This is a genomic window from Streptomyces sp. NPDC012510 (assembly GCF_042955065.1).
Classification (GTDB): domain Bacteria; phylum Actinomycetota; class Actinomycetes; order Streptomycetales; family Streptomycetaceae; genus Streptomyces.
The window spans coordinates 419,436-436,814 of record NZ_JBIBEN010000005.1; the positions used below are offsets into that span (position 1 = coordinate 419,436).

14 protein-coding genes and 1 tRNA gene are annotated in these 17,379 nt (G+C 70.4%); 8 read left to right on the forward strand and 7 right to left on the reverse strand.

The features are described from left to right. Nucleotides 1-33 precede the first annotated feature (33 nt). The 4 genes from ACFY9I_RS12195 (at nt 34) to ACFY9I_RS12210 (ending at nt 5,046) form a co-directional block, all read left to right on the forward strand. Nucleotides 34-672: a DUF501 domain-containing protein gene (locus tag ACFY9I_RS12195; RefSeq protein ID WP_391000175.1), complete on the forward strand. Its 639-nt coding sequence runs from the start codon at nt 34-36 to the stop codon at nt 670-672. Next, nucleotides 669-1,610 carry an exopolyphosphatase gene (locus ACFY9I_RS12200; protein WP_391000178.1) on the forward strand — a complete coding sequence of 314 codons (942 nt, stop codon included), beginning with the start codon at nt 669-671 and terminating at the stop codon, nt 1,608-1,610. Before ACFY9I_RS12195 ends, ACFY9I_RS12200 begins: the two co-directional genes overlap by 4 nt. A gap of 457 nt (nt 1,611-2,067) precedes the next feature. Then, nucleotides 2,068-3,456: an FAD-dependent oxidoreductase gene (locus tag ACFY9I_RS12205; RefSeq protein ID WP_391000181.1), complete on the forward strand. Its 1,389-nt coding sequence runs from the start codon at nt 2,068-2,070 to the stop codon at nt 3,454-3,456. A gap of 288 nt (nt 3,457-3,744) precedes the next feature. After that, nucleotides 3,745-5,046 (forward strand): class I SAM-dependent methyltransferase, encoded by a 1,302-nt coding sequence (locus ACFY9I_RS12210; protein WP_391000184.1) that lies wholly within the window; start codon nt 3,745-3,747, stop codon nt 5,044-5,046. Between the two features lie 90 nt (nt 5,047-5,136). Here the strand turns inward: ACFY9I_RS12210 and ACFY9I_RS12215 are convergent, their stop codons facing one another. Beyond that, nucleotides 5,137-7,674, reverse strand: coding sequence for an FtsX-like permease family protein (locus tag ACFY9I_RS12215; protein WP_391000187.1), 2,538 nt, complete (start codon nt 7,672-7,674; stop codon nt 5,137-5,139). A 215-nt stretch (nt 7,675-7,889) separates the two neighbouring features. Continuing rightward, nucleotides 7,890-8,660, reverse strand: a complete 771-nt coding sequence (locus ACFY9I_RS12220) for an ATP-binding cassette domain-containing protein (protein WP_391000190.1) — start codon at nt 8,658-8,660, stop codon at nt 7,890-7,892. A gap of 468 nt (nt 8,661-9,128) precedes the next feature. Between ACFY9I_RS12220 and ACFY9I_RS12225 the strand changes: the two genes are divergently transcribed. After that, a tRNA-Leu gene (locus ACFY9I_RS12225) sits at nt 9,129-9,211 on the forward strand. A gap of 316 nt (nt 9,212-9,527) precedes the next feature. After that, the gene (locus ACFY9I_RS12230; RefSeq protein ID WP_391000193.1) at nt 9,528-10,409 is read left to right on the forward strand and encodes a Bax inhibitor-1/YccA family protein; all 882 of its coding nucleotides are present in this window, start codon (nt 9,528-9,530) and stop codon (nt 10,407-10,409) included. A gap of 142 nt (nt 10,410-10,551) precedes the next feature. Here the strand turns inward: ACFY9I_RS12230 and ACFY9I_RS12235 are convergent, their stop codons facing one another. After that, nucleotides 10,552-10,782, reverse strand: a complete 231-nt coding sequence (locus ACFY9I_RS12235; protein ID WP_045556307.1) for a DUF4287 domain-containing protein — start codon at nt 10,780-10,782, stop codon at nt 10,552-10,554. Between the two features lie 103 nt (nt 10,783-10,885). Between ACFY9I_RS12235 and ACFY9I_RS12240 the strand changes: the two genes are divergently transcribed. Then, nucleotides 10,886-11,197 carry a hypothetical protein gene (locus ACFY9I_RS12240; protein ID WP_391000196.1) on the forward strand — a complete coding sequence of 104 codons (312 nt, stop codon included), beginning with the start codon at nt 10,886-10,888 and terminating at the stop codon, nt 11,195-11,197. Nucleotides 11,198-11,270: 73 nt separating this feature from the next. Here ACFY9I_RS12240 and ACFY9I_RS12245 read toward each other — a convergent pair whose 3' ends face one another. The 3 genes from ACFY9I_RS12245 to ACFY9I_RS12255 form a co-directional block, all read right to left on the reverse strand. Next, nucleotides 11,271-12,053, reverse strand: coding sequence for a hypothetical protein (locus ACFY9I_RS12245; protein WP_391000398.1), 783 nt, complete (start codon nt 12,051-12,053; stop codon nt 11,271-11,273). A 331-nt stretch (nt 12,054-12,384) separates the two neighbouring features. After that, complete coding sequence (locus ACFY9I_RS12250) at nt 12,385-13,605, reverse strand: acetyl-CoA C-acetyltransferase (RefSeq protein ID WP_391000199.1); 1,221 nt, start codon at nt 13,603-13,605, stop codon at nt 12,385-12,387. A gap of 274 nt (nt 13,606-13,879) precedes the next feature. Continuing rightward, nucleotides 13,880-14,977 (reverse strand): GDSL-type esterase/lipase family protein, encoded by a 1,098-nt coding sequence (locus ACFY9I_RS12255; RefSeq protein WP_391000201.1) that lies wholly within the window; start codon nt 14,975-14,977, stop codon nt 13,880-13,882. Between the two features lie 159 nt (nt 14,978-15,136). On the opposite strand from ACFY9I_RS12255, the gene ACFY9I_RS12260 reads away from it, so the two are divergent. Then, the gene (locus tag ACFY9I_RS12260; protein WP_391000204.1) at nt 15,137-16,531 is read left to right on the forward strand and encodes a cystathionine beta-synthase; all 1,395 of its coding nucleotides are present in this window, start codon (nt 15,137-15,139) and stop codon (nt 16,529-16,531) included. A gap of 350 nt (nt 16,532-16,881) precedes the next feature. On the opposite strand, the gene ACFY9I_RS12265 is transcribed toward ACFY9I_RS12260, so the two are convergent. Then, a complete protein-coding gene (locus ACFY9I_RS12265; RefSeq protein WP_391000400.1) occupies nt 16,882-17,310 on the reverse strand; it encodes a hypothetical protein in 429 nt (142 codons plus the stop codon). Nucleotides 17,311-17,379: the final 69 nt, after the last annotated feature.

The window sequence follows — 17,379 nt, forward strand, 5'->3', positions numbered from 1 at the left end:
CGACCAGAGCTCTAGAGAGACTGACGTACAGGTATGGAAACGCCCCCGCCGCCCACCCCGCGCACCGAGCCGACCGACGCCGATGTCGAGGCCTTCCAGCAGCAGCTCGGGCGCCCGCCGCGCGGGCTGCGCGCGATCGCGCACCGCTGCCCGTGCGGGCAGCCGGACGTCGTCGAGACGGCACCGCGCCTGCCGGACGGCACGCCCTTCCCGACGACGTACTACCTGACGTGTCCGCGCGCGGCCTCCGCGATCGGCACGCTGGAGGCGAACGGCGTGATGAAGGAGATGACGGAGAGGCTCGCGACCGACCCCGAGCTGGCCGCCGCGTACCAGGCCGCCCACGAGGACTACATCGCCCGCCGCGACGCGATAGAGGTCCTGAAGGGCTTCCCGAGCGCGGGCGGCATGCCGGACCGTGTGAAGTGCCTGCACGTGCTCGTGGCCCACTCCCTGGCCGCCGGTCCGGGCGTGAACCCGCTGGGCGACGAGGCCATCGCGATGCTCCCGGAGTGGTGGGCGAAGGGGCCGTGCGTGGTGCCGTCGACGCCGCCCGCGCGGGAGGGCGGGGAAGCCGACGCGAGCGAGTCCGGCTGGTTCGTGGCCGGGCCCGTCGACTCCGCCGACGCCGACGCCGACGCCGCCGGCGAGACCGGGGAGGCTGCCAAGTGACCCGGGTCGCCGCCGTCGACTGCGGTACGAACTCCATCCGGCTCCTCGTGGCCGACGTCGAACCGTCCACCGGTGAACTCGTCGAGCTGGACCGGCGGATGACCATCGTCCGGCTCGGCCAGGGCGTCGACCGTACGGGCCGACTGGCCCCCGAGGCGCTGGAGCGGACCTTCGCGGCCTGCCGTGAGTACGCGGCCGTCATCAAGGAACTGGGCGCCGAGCGCGTCCGGTTCGTCGCCACGTCCGCCTCCCGGGACGCCGAGAACCGGGACGACTTCGTGCGCGGGGTGTTCGACATCCTCGGCGTCGGGCCCGAGGTGATCTCCGGGGACCAGGAGGCCGAGTTCTCCTTCACCGGCGCCACCAAGGAGCTGACGGGGCGCACCGACCTCACCAGGCCCTACCTGGTCGTGGACATCGGCGGCGGCTCCACCGAGTTCGTCGTCGGCGACGAGACCGTGCGCGGCGCGCGTTCCGTGGACATCGGCTGCGTACGGCTGACCGAGCGGCACCTCGTCCGGGACGGGGCGGTCGTCGACCCGCCCGCACCGGAGCAGGTCGAGGCGATCCGCGCCGACATCGAGGCGGCCCTCGACCTCGCCGAGCAGGACGTGCCGCTGCGTGAGGCGCACACCCTGGTCGGGCTGGCCGGTTCGGTCACCACCCTGTCCGCGATCGCCCAGGACCTGCCGGCGTACGACTCGACGGCCATCCACCACTCGCGCATCCCCTACGAGCGGGTGCGGGAGATCACCGAGTGGCTGCTGCGCTCCACGCACGCCGAACGGGAGGCGATCCCGTCGATGCACCCCGGCCGGGTGGACGTGATCGCGGCGGGTGCGCTCGTCCTCCTCACGATCATGGAGCGGATCGGGGCGACGGAGGTCGTGGTGAGCGAACACGACATTCTGGACGGCATCGCCTGGTCCGTGGCGTAGCCCGCGGGGCTCGTGAGGACGGTGGGGGCGCGGTGGCTGTGCGCCGACGGCCTCGCTTGAGCTGTTCGGATAACGCATGAGCGCGTCCGAGGGGGGCTGTGGCACCCCTCGTCGACCCGGCGCCGAGAAACTTCGTGAAGTTCTTCACAAGAGAATCGCCCCTGTTGAGCGATGTTTTGAGGCTTCGCAGAGCCTTCCGGGGTTCCCGGGGGTCAACCGGCCGTTCCCGAGGGAGTGTCGCGGGGGTCTCGTCCGGGTGAAACCGGAGAGTGGTCCAGTGCCGTCGAGAGGCCGGAACGGCAGTTCACGCGGCCTTGACAACGGTCAAACCCCCCGGCCGGTTCCCTGGTGAGGGGTGCCCCCGGTCAACGGGGCCGCGCAGTGTATCAGAGGGGGCGGGGAAGCTTGTGAAGGGGCGCACGAGCACCCCCCGGATGGCGGGTACATACTCGATGGCATGAGCACCACGGAGCGTCCCAGGATCCTCGTAGTAGGCGGTGGGTACGTAGGCCTGTACGCAGCTCGGCGCATCCTCAAGAAGATGCGCTACGGCGAGGCGACCGTCACGGTCGTCGACCCCCGGTCGTACATGACCTACCAGCCCTTCCTCCCCGAAGCCGCCGCCGGCAGCATCTCCCCGCGTCACGTCGTCGTCCCGCTGCGACGCGTGCTCCCCAAGGCGGAGGTCCTCACCGGCCGGGTCACCACCATCGACCAGGACCGCAAGGTCGCCATGATCGCCCCGCTGGTCGGCGAGGCGTACGAGCTGCCCTTCGACTACCTGGTGATCGCGCTCGGCGCGGTCTCCCGCACCTTCCCGATCCCCGGCCTCGCCGAGCAGGGCATCGGCATGAAGGGCATCGAGGAGGCCATCGGCCTGCGCAACCACGTGCTGGAGCAGCTCGACAAGGCCGACTCCACGACCGACGAGGACGTCCGCCGCAAGGCGTTGACCTTCGTCTTCGTGGGCGGTGGCTTCGCCGGCGCGGAGACCATCGGCGAGGTCGAGGACATGGCGCGCGACGCCGCGAAGTACTACAACAACGTGTCCCGCGAGGACATGCGCTTCGTGCTCGTCGACGCCGCCGACAAGATCCTCCCCGAGGTCGGTCCGAAGCTCGGCAAGTACGGCAAGGAGCACCTCGAGGGCCGAGGTGTCGAGGTCTACCTCAACACCTCCATGGAGTCCTGCGTCGACGGCCACGTCGTGTTGAAGAACGGGCTCGAGGTCGACTCCAACACGATCGTCTGGACCGCCGGTGTCAAGCCGAACCCGGTCCTCTCCCGCTACGGTCTGCCGCTCGGCCCCCGCGGCCACGTCGACACCGCCCCGACCCTCCAGGTCCAGGGCACCGACTACATCTGGGCCGCCGGCGACAACGCCCAGGTGCCCGACGTCGCCGCCCGCAAGGCCGGTGTCGAGAACGCCTGGTGCCCGCCGAACGCCCAGCACGCGCTGCGTCAGGCCAGGGTCCTCGGCGACAACGTGGTCTCCGGTATGCGGGGCTTCCCGCAGAAGGAGTACGCGCACTCCAACAAGGGCGCGGTGGCGGGCCTCGGCCTCCACAAGGGCGTGGCGATGATCGTCATGGGCAAGATGAAGATCAAGCTCAAGGGCCGTCTCGCCTGGTACATGCACCGTGGCTACCACGGTCTCGCGATGCCCACCTGGAACCGTAAGATCCGGGTCTTCGCCGACTGGACGCTCGCGATGTTCCTCAAGCGCGAGGTCGTCTCCCTCGGCGCCATCGAGACTCCTCGCGAGGAGTTCTACGAGGCCGCCAAGCCGGCGCCGGTCGCCGCCGCTCCGGCCGCCAAGACCGAGGAGAAGGCCAAGGCCTCCTGACCCCTCCCGGTCACCGCTGAACGACCCGAAGGACCTTCCGCCATCCGTGGTGCGGGGGGTCCTTCGGCGTTCCCGAGACGCTTCGGTCAGTGGGCGCGGGAGCACGGGCCGCGCCCTGGTCTTTCAAAGGCGCGGGGCCTGGTCTTTCAGGGGCGCGGGGAACCGCGCGAGAAGCCCCACGCACCCGCACCCGAACAACACACCGTCCGGCGGGAATAAGACACCGCCTCGCCGGTGATTACCGTGGCGTTGGACATTCCGGGATCTCTCGTCACGGAGGTGTACGCCATGCAGGATGCCGCATCGCGGATGAGCGCCCTGTTCGAGCAGGCGCTGGGAGCCCCGCTCCCGGTCCGGCTTCGGGCGTGGGACGGATCGACGGCCGGCCCGCCGGATGCCCCCGCGCTGGTGGTGCGCAACCGCAGGGCCCTGCGCCGGCTGCTGTGGAAGCCCGGCGAAGTGGGCCTGGCCCGCGCGTGGGTCGCCGGTGACCTCGGAGTCGACGGCGACCTGTACGCCGTACTGGACCTGATCGCGGGCCATGTGTGGGAGCGGGACGAGGACGCCCGGAGTCTGTCCGAGGCCCTGCGCGATCCGGAGGTGCGGGCGGCCGTCAGGGGGCTGCTGAAGCTGGCCGGTCCCGCCGTCCTGGTCCCGCCCGAACCACCCCGCGAGGAGGTCCGCACCCGCCACCTGCACACCCGGCGCACCGACAGACGGGCCGTCAGCCACCACTACGACGTGGGCAACGACTTCTACGAGATCGTCCTCGGACCCTCGATGGTGTACTCCTGCGCCTACTGGGCGGCCGGTGACGGCACCACCACCCTCGAAGCCGCCCAGCGCGACAAGCTCGACCTCATCTGCCGCAAACTCGACCTCACCCCGGGCACGCGGCTCCTCGACGTCGGCTGCGGCTGGGGCTCCCTGGCCGTGCACGCCGCCCGTGAGTACGGCGCCCGGGTCGTCGGCGTGACCCTCTCCCGTGAGCAGGCGGTGTACGCCCGCAAGCGCGTCGCCGACGAGGGCCTGACCGACCGTGTCGAGATCCGTGTCCAGGACTACCGCGACGTCAGCGACGGCCCCTACGACGCGATCTCCTCCGTCGGTATGGCCGAACACGTCGGCGCGGAGCGGTACCTGAAGTACGCCGAGGACCTGTACCGGCTCCTCGCCCCCGGTGGCCGGCTGCTCAACCACCAGATCTCGCGGCGGCCCCAGCGCGACGAGAGCACGTACTCCATCAACGGCTTCATCGACGCGTACGTCTTCCCGGACGGCGAACTCGCCCCCGTCGGCACCACCGTCACCCAGCTCGAACGCGCCGGCTTCGAGGTCCGTGACGTGGAGTCCCTCCGCGAGCACTACGCCCTCACCTTGCGCGCCTGGGTCACCAACCTCGAAGCCCAGTGGGACCGGGCCGTCGCCCTCGTCGGGCCCGGCCGCGCCCGCGTCTGGCGCCTCTACATGGCCGCCTCCGCCGTCGGCTTCGAACGCAACCACCTCGGCGTCAACCAGGTACTGGCCGTAAGGACCCCGGGAGGGGGTGCGTCGGGGCTGCCGCTCAGGGCCAGGACATGGGGCGCCTGACCGTGCGTTCGCGGGCGTGAGCGGACGCGTGTGGGTCCCGTTCCTGGGCGGAACGGGACCCACACGCATGCTGTCGCACCCTCCTCGCGGTTACTCCGACTTGATCGCCGACAGCATGTTCAGCTTCGCCGCGCGGCGGGCCGGCCACAGTGCGGCCAGGATGCCGACGGTGGCGGCCATGAGGAGGAAGACGGACATCCGGGCCCAGGGTATGACCAGTTCGTACGTCGCCATCTTGGCGGCGAGCAGCTCACCGGCGGCCCAGCCGAAGAAGACGCCGAGGCCGATGCCGAGGAGACCGCCGAAGAGGGAGATGACGAGGGACTCCAGACGGACCATCCGCTTGATGCCCCGCCGGTCCAGACCGATCGCGCGGAGCATGCCGATCTCCTGCGAGCGCTCGAAGACCGACATGGCGAGGGTGTTGATGACCCCGAGGACGGCGACGATCACGGCCATGGCCAGCAGGCCGTACAGCATGTTCAGCATCAGCGTGAACATCTGCGCCACCTCGGCGGAGAGGTCCTCGCGGTCCTGCACCTGGATCGCCGGGTTGTCGCCGAGGGCCCGCTCCAGGCGGTCCTTGGAGGCGTCGGAGGCACCGGCCGAGGTCTTGACCATGACCATCATGTCGGCCGGGTCGACGGAATCGGGCAGACGCTCGGTGAGCGTCCTGTTGTCCATGAGGATGCCCCGGATCAGTTCGTTGCTCTCGTAGACCCCGGCGATCGTCAGCTTCTGCTTCTCGCCGCCCTCGAAGCCGGCGGTGACCGTCGAGCCGGCCTTCCAGCCGCGTCGCGCGGCGGTGTCCGCGTCCACGACGACGTCCCCGCCGCCGACCTTGAACGTCCCGTCGTCCACGGTGAAGTCGGTGAGTTCGCCGATGGCCGAGCCGTTGACGCCGGTGAGGTACTCGGTCTCGCCCCCGATGCGGGACTCGGCGTTGCGCAGCGGTGAGATCGCGGTGACGCCGTCGGTCGCGGCGAGCTTCTTCTCCACGTCGGGGGAGAGGTAGGCGCTGGTGGTCATCGACACGACGTAGTCCGCCTTGATCGCGTCGGCGGCCATCTTGTCGATGGTCTTCTGCAGACTGCCCGCCATCACCGTCATCCCGGTGATCAGTGTCAGACCGATCATCAGTGCCGAGGCGGTGGCGGCGGTGCGGCGCGGGTTGCGCACGGAGTTCTGCCGGGCGAGCTTGCCGGAGACCCCGAACACACGCATCAGCGGGGCGGCGGCCGCGATCAGAGGGCGGGAGAGCAGGGGCGTCAGGACGAACACGCCGATGATCAGGAGCACGGCGCCGACACCCATCGGGGCCTGGCCGTCCGAGCCGTCCATGGTGGTGGCGAACAGGACGGTGGCGATGCCCGCGCCGGCGAACAGTGCGCCGATCGTGTTCCGTACGACGAGCGACTTGGTGGTGGCCTGTGCGTGCACGCTGCTCATCGCGGCGACCGGGGGGATCTTCGCCGCGCGGCGGCCCGGGAGCCAGGCGGCCAGCATGGTGATCAGCACGCCGACGAGCAGGGCGGTGGCGACCGTGCCGGGGGAGACCACCAGCGGGCCGTCGGGCACGGTCGCGCCGAGCGTGCCCATCAGCGACCGCATCGCCGCTCCGATACCGATGCCGGCGGCGAGACCGGTGACCGCGGCGACCGCGCCCACCATGAACGCCTCGATCAGCACCGAGCGGGTCACCTGGCGGCGGGAGGCGCCCACCGCGCGCAGCAGCGCCAGCTCCTTGGTGCGCTGGGCGACCAGCATGGTGAAGGTGTTGGCGATGATGAACGTGCCCACGAACAGCGCGATCCCCGCGAAGACCAGCAGCGCGTTCTTCATGCCGCTCATGCTCGTGGCGATCTGCGTGGCCTGCTGGTCGGCGAGTTCCTGTCCGGTGATCGTGGAGGCGGTGTCCTCGGGAAGGACCTTCTCGACGGCCCGCTGCAGCTGGGCCTGGCTGGTGCCGGCCGCCGCCGTCACGTTGATCGAGTCGTACTCGCCCTCACTGTGGAAGAGCTTCTGGGCGGTCTCCGTGTCGAACAGGGCGAGGCTGCCGCCGGCCGCGACATTGCCGTCGTCCGTAGTGAAGACCGCGCTGATGGTGGGGGTGAGGACCGGGCCGTCGACGGACAGCCGGATGGTGTCGCCCACCTCGTACCCGGCGCGCTTCGCGGTCGCCGAGTCGATGGCGACCTCGTTCTCGCCCTTGGGCGCGCGGCCGTCCCGGATCGGGTACCGGGGGTCGTCGGTGCCCCAGTAGTTACCGCCCTGCGACTGGAAACCGTCGCCGATCAGCTTGCCGTTCTTGTCGGCGAGCGCGGTGGACCCGCTCACCACACCGGTCGCGGACTCGGCACCGGGCGCCCGCTCGACCTTCGCCAGCAGCCCCGGCGTCAGCTTCGGCTGCTCGGCGACGGTGTCGCCCTCGTCCGGCTGCCACGCCGTCTCGATCGCGACGTCGACGTGGTCGAAACCGGTGGCCGAGCTCTTCTGGAGCGCGTCCGAAATGGTGTTGGTGAAGACCAGCGTGCCCGACACGAAGGCGACGCCGAGCATCACCGCGAGCACGGTCATGAGAAGCCTGGCCTTGTGCGAGAGCACGTTGCGCAGGGCGGTACGGAACATGAAAGGGGTCCCTGTTTCGGGGGCGGGAGGCGATGGGTGTCCGCGAAGCGGTGGTGGTGAGGGCCCGGCCGGCCGAGAAGTCGCCTGGCTGGTGTGCGGGCTCAAAGAGGCTCCCTCGGTTGCTGTGCGGGGCCGGGGGAGGACTGCCTGGGCCGGTGTGCGGGGCCGGGGGAGGACTGCCTCGGCCGGTGTGCGGGGCCGAGGGGTGGAGTCCGCTAGCTGGTGCGGCCCTTGCTGTCGAACCTCTTCATGCGGTCCAGGACGGAGTCCGCCGTCGGCTCGTGCATCTCGTCGACGACGCGTCCGTCGGCGAGGAAGACGACCCGGTCCGCGTAGGCCGCCGCCACCGGGTCGTGCGTCACCATCACCACGGTCTGCCCCAACTCCCGCACGGAGTTGCGCAGGAAGCCCAGCACCTCGGCGCCCGAGCGGGAGTCGAGGTTTCCGGTGGGCTCGTCGCCGAAGATGATGTCCGGCCGTGAGGCGAGCGCCCGCGCCACGGCGACGCGCTGCTGCTGGCCGCCGGAGAGCTGGGCGGGGCGGTGGCTCAGCCGGTCGGCCAGGCCCACCATCCCGATCACGGTGTCCAGCCACTGCTTGTCCGGCTTGCGGCCCGCGATGTCCATCGGGAGGGTGATGTTCTCCAGCGCCGTCAGCGTCGGCAGCAGGTTGAACGCCTGGAAGATGAAGCCGATCTTGTCCCGGCGGAGCTTGGTGAGCTGCTTGTCCTTCAACGCGCCCAGTTCGGTCTCGCCGATGCGGACGGAGCCTGACGAGAAGGTGTCCAGGCCGGCGACACAGTGCATCAGCGTGGACTTGCCGGACCCCGAGGGGCCCATGATCGCGGTGAACCGCGCCTGTTGGAAGTCGACGGTGACCTGGTCCAGGGCGACCACCCGGGTCTCGCCCTGTCCGTAGACCTTCGACAGTTCCGTGGCGCGGGCGGCCACGGCGGTGGCCCGGTCGGCGAGGGGAGTGGTGGTCACGGGGGCGAACTCCTGTCAGGGCGACGGCGTTTGGGGTGATCGAGGGACGGCCGGGCGTGCCGGAGGCCACTCGTTTGGTGCGGTGACTCCATCGTCGCGACGCGGGGGCGTCGTGTAGTCAGCCGCTGTTCCGGTTCCGGGGGCAGACTTCCGACGGACGGGCGGCGGTCGCGTCATACCTGGGGATGACGGAGGGTCCCGAGGGGTCCGTGGGGGTCATGACCGACACGAGTCACCGCGTCACCGCCCGTGTCGCGGGTGGGACCGCTCGTTCGGGCGGTGAAATTCCGTCATTCCGCATGCAGGCGGCCGTGCCGTCCGAAAGGCTATTGGCAAGTGCGGATGGCGTGTTCCGTGGGCTGATGCACCCTCAGACGTCAATAAAATAAGACAACATCGGTCCGCTCTTCGACTGTTCGGGGGAGGCGCCCCGATAGGCTCGGAACCTCAGTGCGGAGCCGATGGCCTGCCCGGATGGTGGAATGCAGACACGGCGAGCTTAAACCTCGCTGCCCCTCGCGGGCGTACCGGTTCAAGTCCGGTTCCGGGCACTTCCGACCAACCCGAGCATTTACCCCAGATCCGCACCATTCATTCCTTGGAGTGACGCGCGTCCTCCGCGCCGCTCGGCGGCCCTCTTCCGACGGCACCCCGACACCTCCGGACAGCTGGTTGATCTCTGGACGGTCGCGGGGGTGTACCGGGTTGGTCATGGGTTGAGGGGGGCGTGGCACGGGGAATCAGGGAAACGCGTAGCGTGTTCGATGTCAGGGCGAGGGAAAGATCCTCCCCAGGCACTAGAGGCAATCCTTTGCCTACCTATTACTCTTGAGCCAAGGCCACGCAGGGTGGCCATGGAGGAGTGAAATGAGGAGCAGCAACCCGGTCTTCTCGCGACGGGGGTTCAGCCGCGACAACGGCTACGCGGGCTTCAACACCGCGCCGCAGGCCGGGGGAGCAGCTGTCGGCACCCAGGGCAACCCCTACGCCCAGCAGGGCGGCAACCCGTACGCGACGAACCCGTACGCCCAGCAGGACGTACAGCACGGCGTCCCGCCGCAGGCCCCGGCCCGCACGGGCGCCATGACCATGGACGACGTCGTCCTGCGCTCGGCCATGACGCTCGGCACGGTCGTCGTCGGCGCGGCCCTCGCCTGGGCCGTCCTGCCGGTGACGCCCACCAGCTTCGGCCTGGCCATCGGCGCCGCGCTCATCGCCTTCGTCCTGGCGATGGTGCAGTCCTTCAAGCGCAAGGCCTCACCCGCGCTGATCCTGACGTACGCCGCCTTCGAGGGTGTCTTCCTGGGCGTGCTCAGCGAGATGTTCAACTCGCGGTGGTCCGGCGCACCCTTCCAGGCCGTGCTCGGTACGATGGCCGTCTCCGGCGCCACCCTCCTGGTCTACAAGGCGGGCTGGATCCGGGTCACGGCGCGATACGCCCGCATCGGCATGACCATCGCGATCGCCTTCATCCTCGTCATGGCGGTCAACCTGCTGCTGGTCGTGTTCGGGGTCGCCCCGGACGGCGGACTGCGCAGCATGGGCCCGCTCGGCGCGATCGTCGGCATCCTCGCGATCCTGCTCGGCGCGTTCTTCCTGACCCTCGACTTCAAGCAGATCGAGGACGGCATCGCCTACGGCGCCCCGCGCGACGAGGCCTGGCTGGCCGCGTTCGGCCTGACCATGACCCTGGTGTGGATCTACGTCGAGATGCTCCGTCTGGTCGCCATCTTCAGCGGCGACGACTAGAGCCCCCTGCAGGGGCGCGGTGAACCGCGCGACCAGCCTCCGACAGGGGCCGCAGCGCAGTGGAACGTGACAACGGTCGAAGGGCCCGCGAACCATCCGGTTCGCGGGCCCTTCGCGGTTCTCGGCTGCCCCGACGTCCGCGTCAGAGCAGTTTTCGCGCGGCCCTCCTCAGGTCGTACTCATGGATGATCGCCTTGGCGTGGCCGTACGCGAGGTCGTACTCGTGCCGGAGCCAGCTGACCTTCTCCTCGAAATTGAAGAGAGCGGGGCCTTCGTCGACTTTGCGGAGCCAGTCGGAGACTTCACGACCGGTGCAATGGGGGATGCGGGCGAGCAGATTGCGATGGGTCTCCTCGGAGAAGACTTGGGACATCGGCGCCTCCGGACGAAAGGGAATGTAAGCCGGTCCTTCAGGTCACGTTGCCTGAGTGGCGGCGTGTTGGCAACAGTCGCGTGCGGGCGCGTACTCTCGCGGCGTGCTTGATACGACGCCGTTGACCCGTGCCGTGGACCACTTCGCCGACCGGTTGCGGGCCGCTCCGCAGAGCCGGCTGCAGCGGGGGGCCGCAGCGGAGGCACTGGGGCTGGCCAGGGAGTTGGCACTGCGTGCCCAGCGGCTTGAGGCGCCCCAGGGGCCGCCGCAGGAGATGCCCGACGTGGGGATGTTCGCGGCGGCGGATCAGGTGACCGTCGCCGGCAATGATCTCGCGCTGGTGCTGGCCGACGAGAATGAGCTGGCGGAGGCGGTGGCGCTGGTGGAGGAGGCTCAGCGGCGGGCCGGTGTGTGACTCCGGGCGCCTGTGAGCTTCCCTCTCGCCGCGCCGGAGGCGGGCGCCCTCGACCGGCAGTGGAGAAACGGCCCTAAAGCGACGCGATGACGCGGTCCGCCAGGATGTAGACCGTCTCCTCGCCGCACTCGAAGGTGAGGGTGTACGCGCCCGAGATGCCGGAGCCACCCAGGAGGACGGGCGTCCGGCCGGTCCTCAGGGCCGTGGCGAGGCGTTCGGCGGTCTCGCGGTGGCCGGGGGTCATGCAGAGGGTGGTGCCGTCGGCGAAGACATAGACGTCGAGGGTGCCCAGGGGGCCGGGGCGGACGTCCGCCAGCTCGGTGCGGGATGCGGCGAGGTCTTCCAGAGCGGCGACCGTGCGCTCGTGGTCGTTGCTGACAGGTGACTGCACCGGTACGAAATCGGGGTGCGAGGGGTGACGTCGGCGGGCCGCCGCCAGCTCCGCGGACTCGCCGGCGAACTCGTCGCCCTCCAGGCTCGGCTCGGTCACCGGCTCAAGGTGCTCCAGACCTTCGAAATCGGACTGCCGGGGCAGGAACAGCTCGCTGTCGGGCAGACCCAGCAGGGAGGGCGTGTCGGTGACGTCACGGGCCTCCTGGGCGGCCCAGAACGCCCGCGCCTCGGCCAGCTCACGCTCCCGCTCCTCGGCCAGCGCCTCGGCGACGGCCGCGCGTATCTCCTCCGTGTCGGCGGCCGGACGGGCGGCCGGCACCAGGGCGCGCCCACCGGAGGCCCTGCTCTCGGCGAGTTCGGTGCGCAAGGCGGCGACCTGTCGGCGCAGCTCCCTGAGGGTGCGCAGGACGGCGACGCCCACGGCGGCGGTGGCGGCCGTGGTGAGCAGCAAGGCGATCGGCATGGCGCTCACTGACGTACTCCCGGTTCAAAGTCGACCCCCGACTTCCTACATCAGCTTGAAGGGCGGACTAACCAGCTGTCAGTGCGTAATGTCACGAAACGGACAGGACTTCTGATCCCTGTTTGGTGGCGTAATGGCTCTGACCTGCGTAAATCGCTCTCCGGCGGGAGATAGGTCACATCCTGGGGGAGATTGGATCACAAAACGGCCCGGAGCCCCGTGCATTCCGGGACTCCGGGCCACAGCTTCACGGTGCGCACCGGCGTGGACACGTGGGTGCGCACCCGCGTGGACCCGTGCGGTCAGGGGTCCACGCGGGCTCGTCGGTCGGTCAGCTCAGGCGCTCGATGACCATCGCCATGCCCTGGCCGCCGCCGACGCACATCGTCTCCAGGCCGAACTGCTTGTCGTGGAACTGGAGCGAGTTGATCAGGGTGGCCGTGATGCGGGCGCCGGTCATGCCGAAGGGGTGGCCGACGGCGATGGCGCCGCCGTTGACGTTCAGCTTGTCCAGCGGGATGCCCAGGTCGCGGTAGGAGGGGATCACCTGGGCGGCGAAGGCCTCGTTGATCTCGAACAGGTCGACGTCGTCGACGGTGAGGCCCGCACGCGACAGAGCCTGCTTCGACGCCTCCACCGGGCCGTAGCCCATGATCTCGGGGGAGAGGCCGGAGACGCCCGTGGAGACGATCCGTGCGAGCGGGGTCAGGCCCAGCTCGCGGGCCTTGGTGTCCGACATGATCACGAGGGCGGCGGCGCCGTCGTTCAGCGGGCAGCAGTTGCCGGCGGTGACGAGGCCGTCCTCGCGGAAGACCGGCTTAAGGCCCTGCACGGCCTCCAGGGTGACGCCCGCGCGCGGTCCGTCGTCCTTGCTGACGACCGTGCCGTCGGGCAGCGTCACGGGGGTGATCTCACGCTCCCAGAAGCCCTTCTCGATGGCTTCCTCGGCGAGGTTCTGCGAGCGGACGCCGAACTCGTCCATCTCCTGCCGGGTCACACCCCACTGGCGGGCCAGATTCTCGGCGGTCTGCCCCATCGCGATGTACGGGTCGGGGAGCACGCCGTCCTCGCGCGGGTCGTGCCAGGAGGCGCCCACCGACTTGGCGACGGACTCCGTACGGGCCTCGGCCTCGGCGAAGAGGGGGTTGTGGGTGCCGGGCATGCCGTCGGAGGAGCCGAAGGCCATCCGGGACACCGTCTCGACACCGGCCGAGATGAAGACGTCGCCCTCGCCGGCCTTGATGGCGTGCAGCGCCATCCGGGAGGTCTGGAGCGAGGAGGAACAGTAACGGGTGATCGTGCAGCCCGGCAGATGGTCCATGCCCATCTGCACGGCGACGATCCGGCCCAGGTTGTGGCCCGACTCACCGCCGGGCAGGCCACAGCCGAGCATCAGGTCGTCGATGTCCTTCGGGTCCAGCTCGGGGACCTTCGCGAGGGCGGCCTCGATGATCGTGGCGGTGAGGTCGTCGGGGCGCAGGTCCTTGAGCGAGCCCTTGCCCGCGCGGCCGATGGGGGAGCGGGCGGCTGAGACGATCACGGCTTCGGGCATCACGGCTCCATTGGCATGCGGTCGGAAAGCAGGGCTCTGGGGGAAGTTACCCGGCCGTATGGCCGGGGTCACGGGTACCCGGGTGTGACGCCGACCGCACTTTTCTAAGCGCTTGCTTTTTGAGCCGGAGCGCCTGGTGGCTCGGGGCGCGTGGGATCGGGCGGCCGCGGGTGGTCCGTGGTTGCTCGCGCGGTTCCCCGCGCCCCTGCCAGGGGCGCGGGGAACCGCGCGACCAGCCCCCACGCACCCGCGGCCGCCCGATCACAGGCACCCCCTAGGCGCCCGGTTGCGCCTCCGCGGCAGCGCTCGGCTCGGGGTCCGACACCGGCACCCTCCGCCGGCGCCGCCGCTTCAGCAGAGCCCAAGGCCCACGCGGCCCCGTGGGCATCGCGGCCGTCACCTCGGTGCCGGCCTCGGACGCGGCCTCGGCGGCCGCGCGGGCCACCGGCAGGAACCCCTCGCGGCGGCTGACGTCCGGCCGCTCCTCCTCCGCCGGCCAGAGCCCCAGCGCCGCGCACACGGTCGGCAGGACGGCCATCGCCGCCGTCGCGTACCCCTCGGCGGAGGGGTGGTAGTTGTCCGGGCCGAACAGCTCCCGGGGGTTCTGGGCGAACTCGGGCCCGAGAAGGTCGCCCAGGGACACCGTGCGGCCCCCCTGTTCGACCGTGCCGATCGTCTGCGCGGCCGCCAGTTGCCGCGAGGCCCGGCGTGCGAGCCAGCGCAGCGGCTGCTGCACGGGTTCGAGCGTGCCGAGGTCGGGGCAGGTGCCGACCACCACCTCCGCCCCGGCGGTCCGCAGGCGCCGCACGGCCGCCGACAGGTGGCGGACCGAGCGGGTCGGGGGCATCCGGTGGGTGACGTCGTTCGCGCCGATCATGATGACGCAGATGTCGGGGACCTGGGCCGGGTCCTCCAGGACCAGCGCCACCTGCCGGTCCAGGTCGTCGGACTGGGCGCCGGGCAGTGCCACGTTCCGCAGCCGCACCGGGCGCTCCGCCACCGCCGCGAGCCCCGAGGCGATGAGGGCGCCCGGGGTCTGCCGGGCCCGGCGCACGCCCTGACCGGCGGCCGTGGAGTCGCCGAGCATGACGAGGCGGATCGGGGGGTCGTCGTGAGCGTCGTGCAATCGGTCGTGCGAACTGCTGTACGGGCCGTATGTGCGGCCGTACCGGTCGTAGTACCCGTGGCCGTAGAGGCCCTCCGCGCTCGGTGGATGCGGGCTGTGCCCGTTGCCCACGACACGCTTGGCCATCCGCACCTCGGCCAGCAGCACACCGACGGCAGCCGCACCGACCAGCCCGATGCCACCGCCGCCGTACGCCGCGCCCGCCGCGATGCGCCGGGCCACCCTCGCCCTAGACATACTCGACATGCGTCGCCGCCACCTCCTCGTACCGGTACAACCACTCCTTGCCCCGTACCGGCCCTCGGCCAATCCCTGTGGATGGTGAAGAGGGGCCAGAACACGGAGAGTGGGGCTTAGGCTGGCGGAACATCACGGCCATCCCTTTTTGCAGCTCCGGAGACAACGGTGCAATTCCACGACTCGATGATCAGCCTCGTCGGCAACACCCCGCTGCTGAGGCTCAACAGCGTGACCGAGGGCATCCAGGCGACCGTCCTGGCCAAGGTCGAGTACTTCAACCCCGGCGGCTCGGTCAAGGACCGCATCGCGCTGCGCATGATCGAGGCGGCCGAACAGAGCGGGGAGCTGAAGCCAGGCGGCACGATCGTCGAGCCCACCAGCGGAAACACGGGCGTGGGGCTCGCCATCGTCGCCCAGCAGAAGGGGTACAAGTGCATCTTCGTGTGCCCCGACAAGGTGAGCACCGACAAGATCAACGTGCTGCGGGCCTACGGCGCCGAGGTCGTCGTATGCCCCACGGCGGTCGCTCCCGAGCACCCCGACTCGTACTACAACGTGTCCGACCGGCTGGTGCGCGAGACGCCCGGTGCCTGGAAGCCCGACCAGTACTCCAACCCCAACAACCCGCTCTCCCACTACCACTCGACCGGCCCTGAGCTGTGGGAGCAGACGGAGGGGCGGATCACGCACTTCGTGGCGGGTGTGGGGACCGGCGGCACCATCTCCGGCACCGGCCGGTACCTGAAGGACGCCAGTGACGGTCGCGTCCAGGTCATCGGCGCCGACCCCGAGGGCTCCGTGTACTCCGGCGGTTCGGGGCGGCCCTACCTCGTCGAGGGCGTCGGCGAGGACTTCTGGCCGACCGCGTACGACCGGACCGTCGCCGACGAGATCGTCGCCGTGTCCGACAAGGACTCCTTCCAGATGACCCGCCGGCTGGCCAAGGAGGAGGGCCTGCTGGTGGGCGGCTCCTGCGGTATGGCCGTCGTCGCCGCGCTGACGGTCGCCGAGCGGCTCGGCCCGGACGACGTGGTCGTCGTCCTGCTGCCCGACAGCGGACGCGGCTACCTCAGCAAGATCTTCAACGACGAGTGGATGGCCGACTACGGCTTCCTGGAGGACGAGGGGCCGAGCGCGCGGGTCGGCGACGTCCTGAACGACAAGGTGCACGGCGCCATCCCCTCCCTCGTCCACATGCACCCGGACGAGACGGTCGGGCAGGCGATCGAGGTGCTGCGGGAGTACGGCGTCTCGCAGATGCCGATCGTGAAGCCGGGCGCCGGACACCCGGACGTCATGGCCGCCGAGGTGGTCGGGTCCGTCGTGGAGCGCGAGCTGCTGGACGCCCTGTTCACCCAGCGCGCCTCGCTCGACGACCCGCTGGAGAAGCACATGTCGGCGCCGCTGCCGCAGGTCGGTTCCGGTGAGCCGGTCGGCGACCTGATGTCCGTGCTCGGTTCGGCGGACGCGGCGATCGTGCTCGTCGAGGGCAAGCCGACGGGTGTCGTCAGCCGGCAGGACCTGCTCGCGTTCCTCGCCAAGGGCGAGGCGAAGCAGTAGAGAACAACGCAAGTAGTGCTTCACGGCGATGATTTGCTCGCGTCGAGGGTGTGACTTCGCAGAAGTGGTACGAGCGCGTCACGTCCGCGCAGCACCCGCTTAACACGGGTCCGGCACATTGGGGGATGTCGGCAGGGCGGGAGCGGCTCCCCGCCCGGGCCGGCGACCGAACGGCGTCAAGGGCCTCCGGAGCGGCTCCCGGACCTCCATGGACGCCACGGACGCGCAAGCCCGGTCCTGACCCGGCCCGCGTCCCTCGCGGGGACCGCCGTCGTCCCGCCCCCCGTCACACGGGGGTGCGGCGGTCCCCGCGCACAACTCCCCCGTGCCTCGGACCGGGCCTACTCCTCCTACTCCGAGTCCCGCCGCTTCTCCCGGCGGCGGTACAGCACCGGTGAATCGCGCAGAGCCCACGCCACGTTCACACCCACGATCCCCGCCCAGGTGACGAAGAGGCCGCGCAGATCGGCCACACCGCCGCCGATGCCGGAGAGGGGGATCGCGGCGACCAGGGAGACGACCCCGAAGCCGTAGCGTTCGCCCCAGGTGTCGGTGGATCCGGGGGTGCGGCTGCCACGGGCCACCACCATCTGCTGCTCGGCGACCTGGCGCCGGACCCGGCGGTCGACGGCGCCGTCGATGCGCTGGTCGACCTTCTCCAGGAACGACTCCACGAGCGCGGACTCGTAGTCCTCACCCAGCTCTCTGCGGGCGTGGAGGGTGGCGGCGAGTTCCTTCTTGAGCTCGGTGTCGCCGAGCCGTGCGTCATGGGCATCCATACCGGTCATGCCGTTCACGGTAGGGAGTCGGGGGCTGGTCGGCACTGGGGACAGCCCCCGGATTCCCTT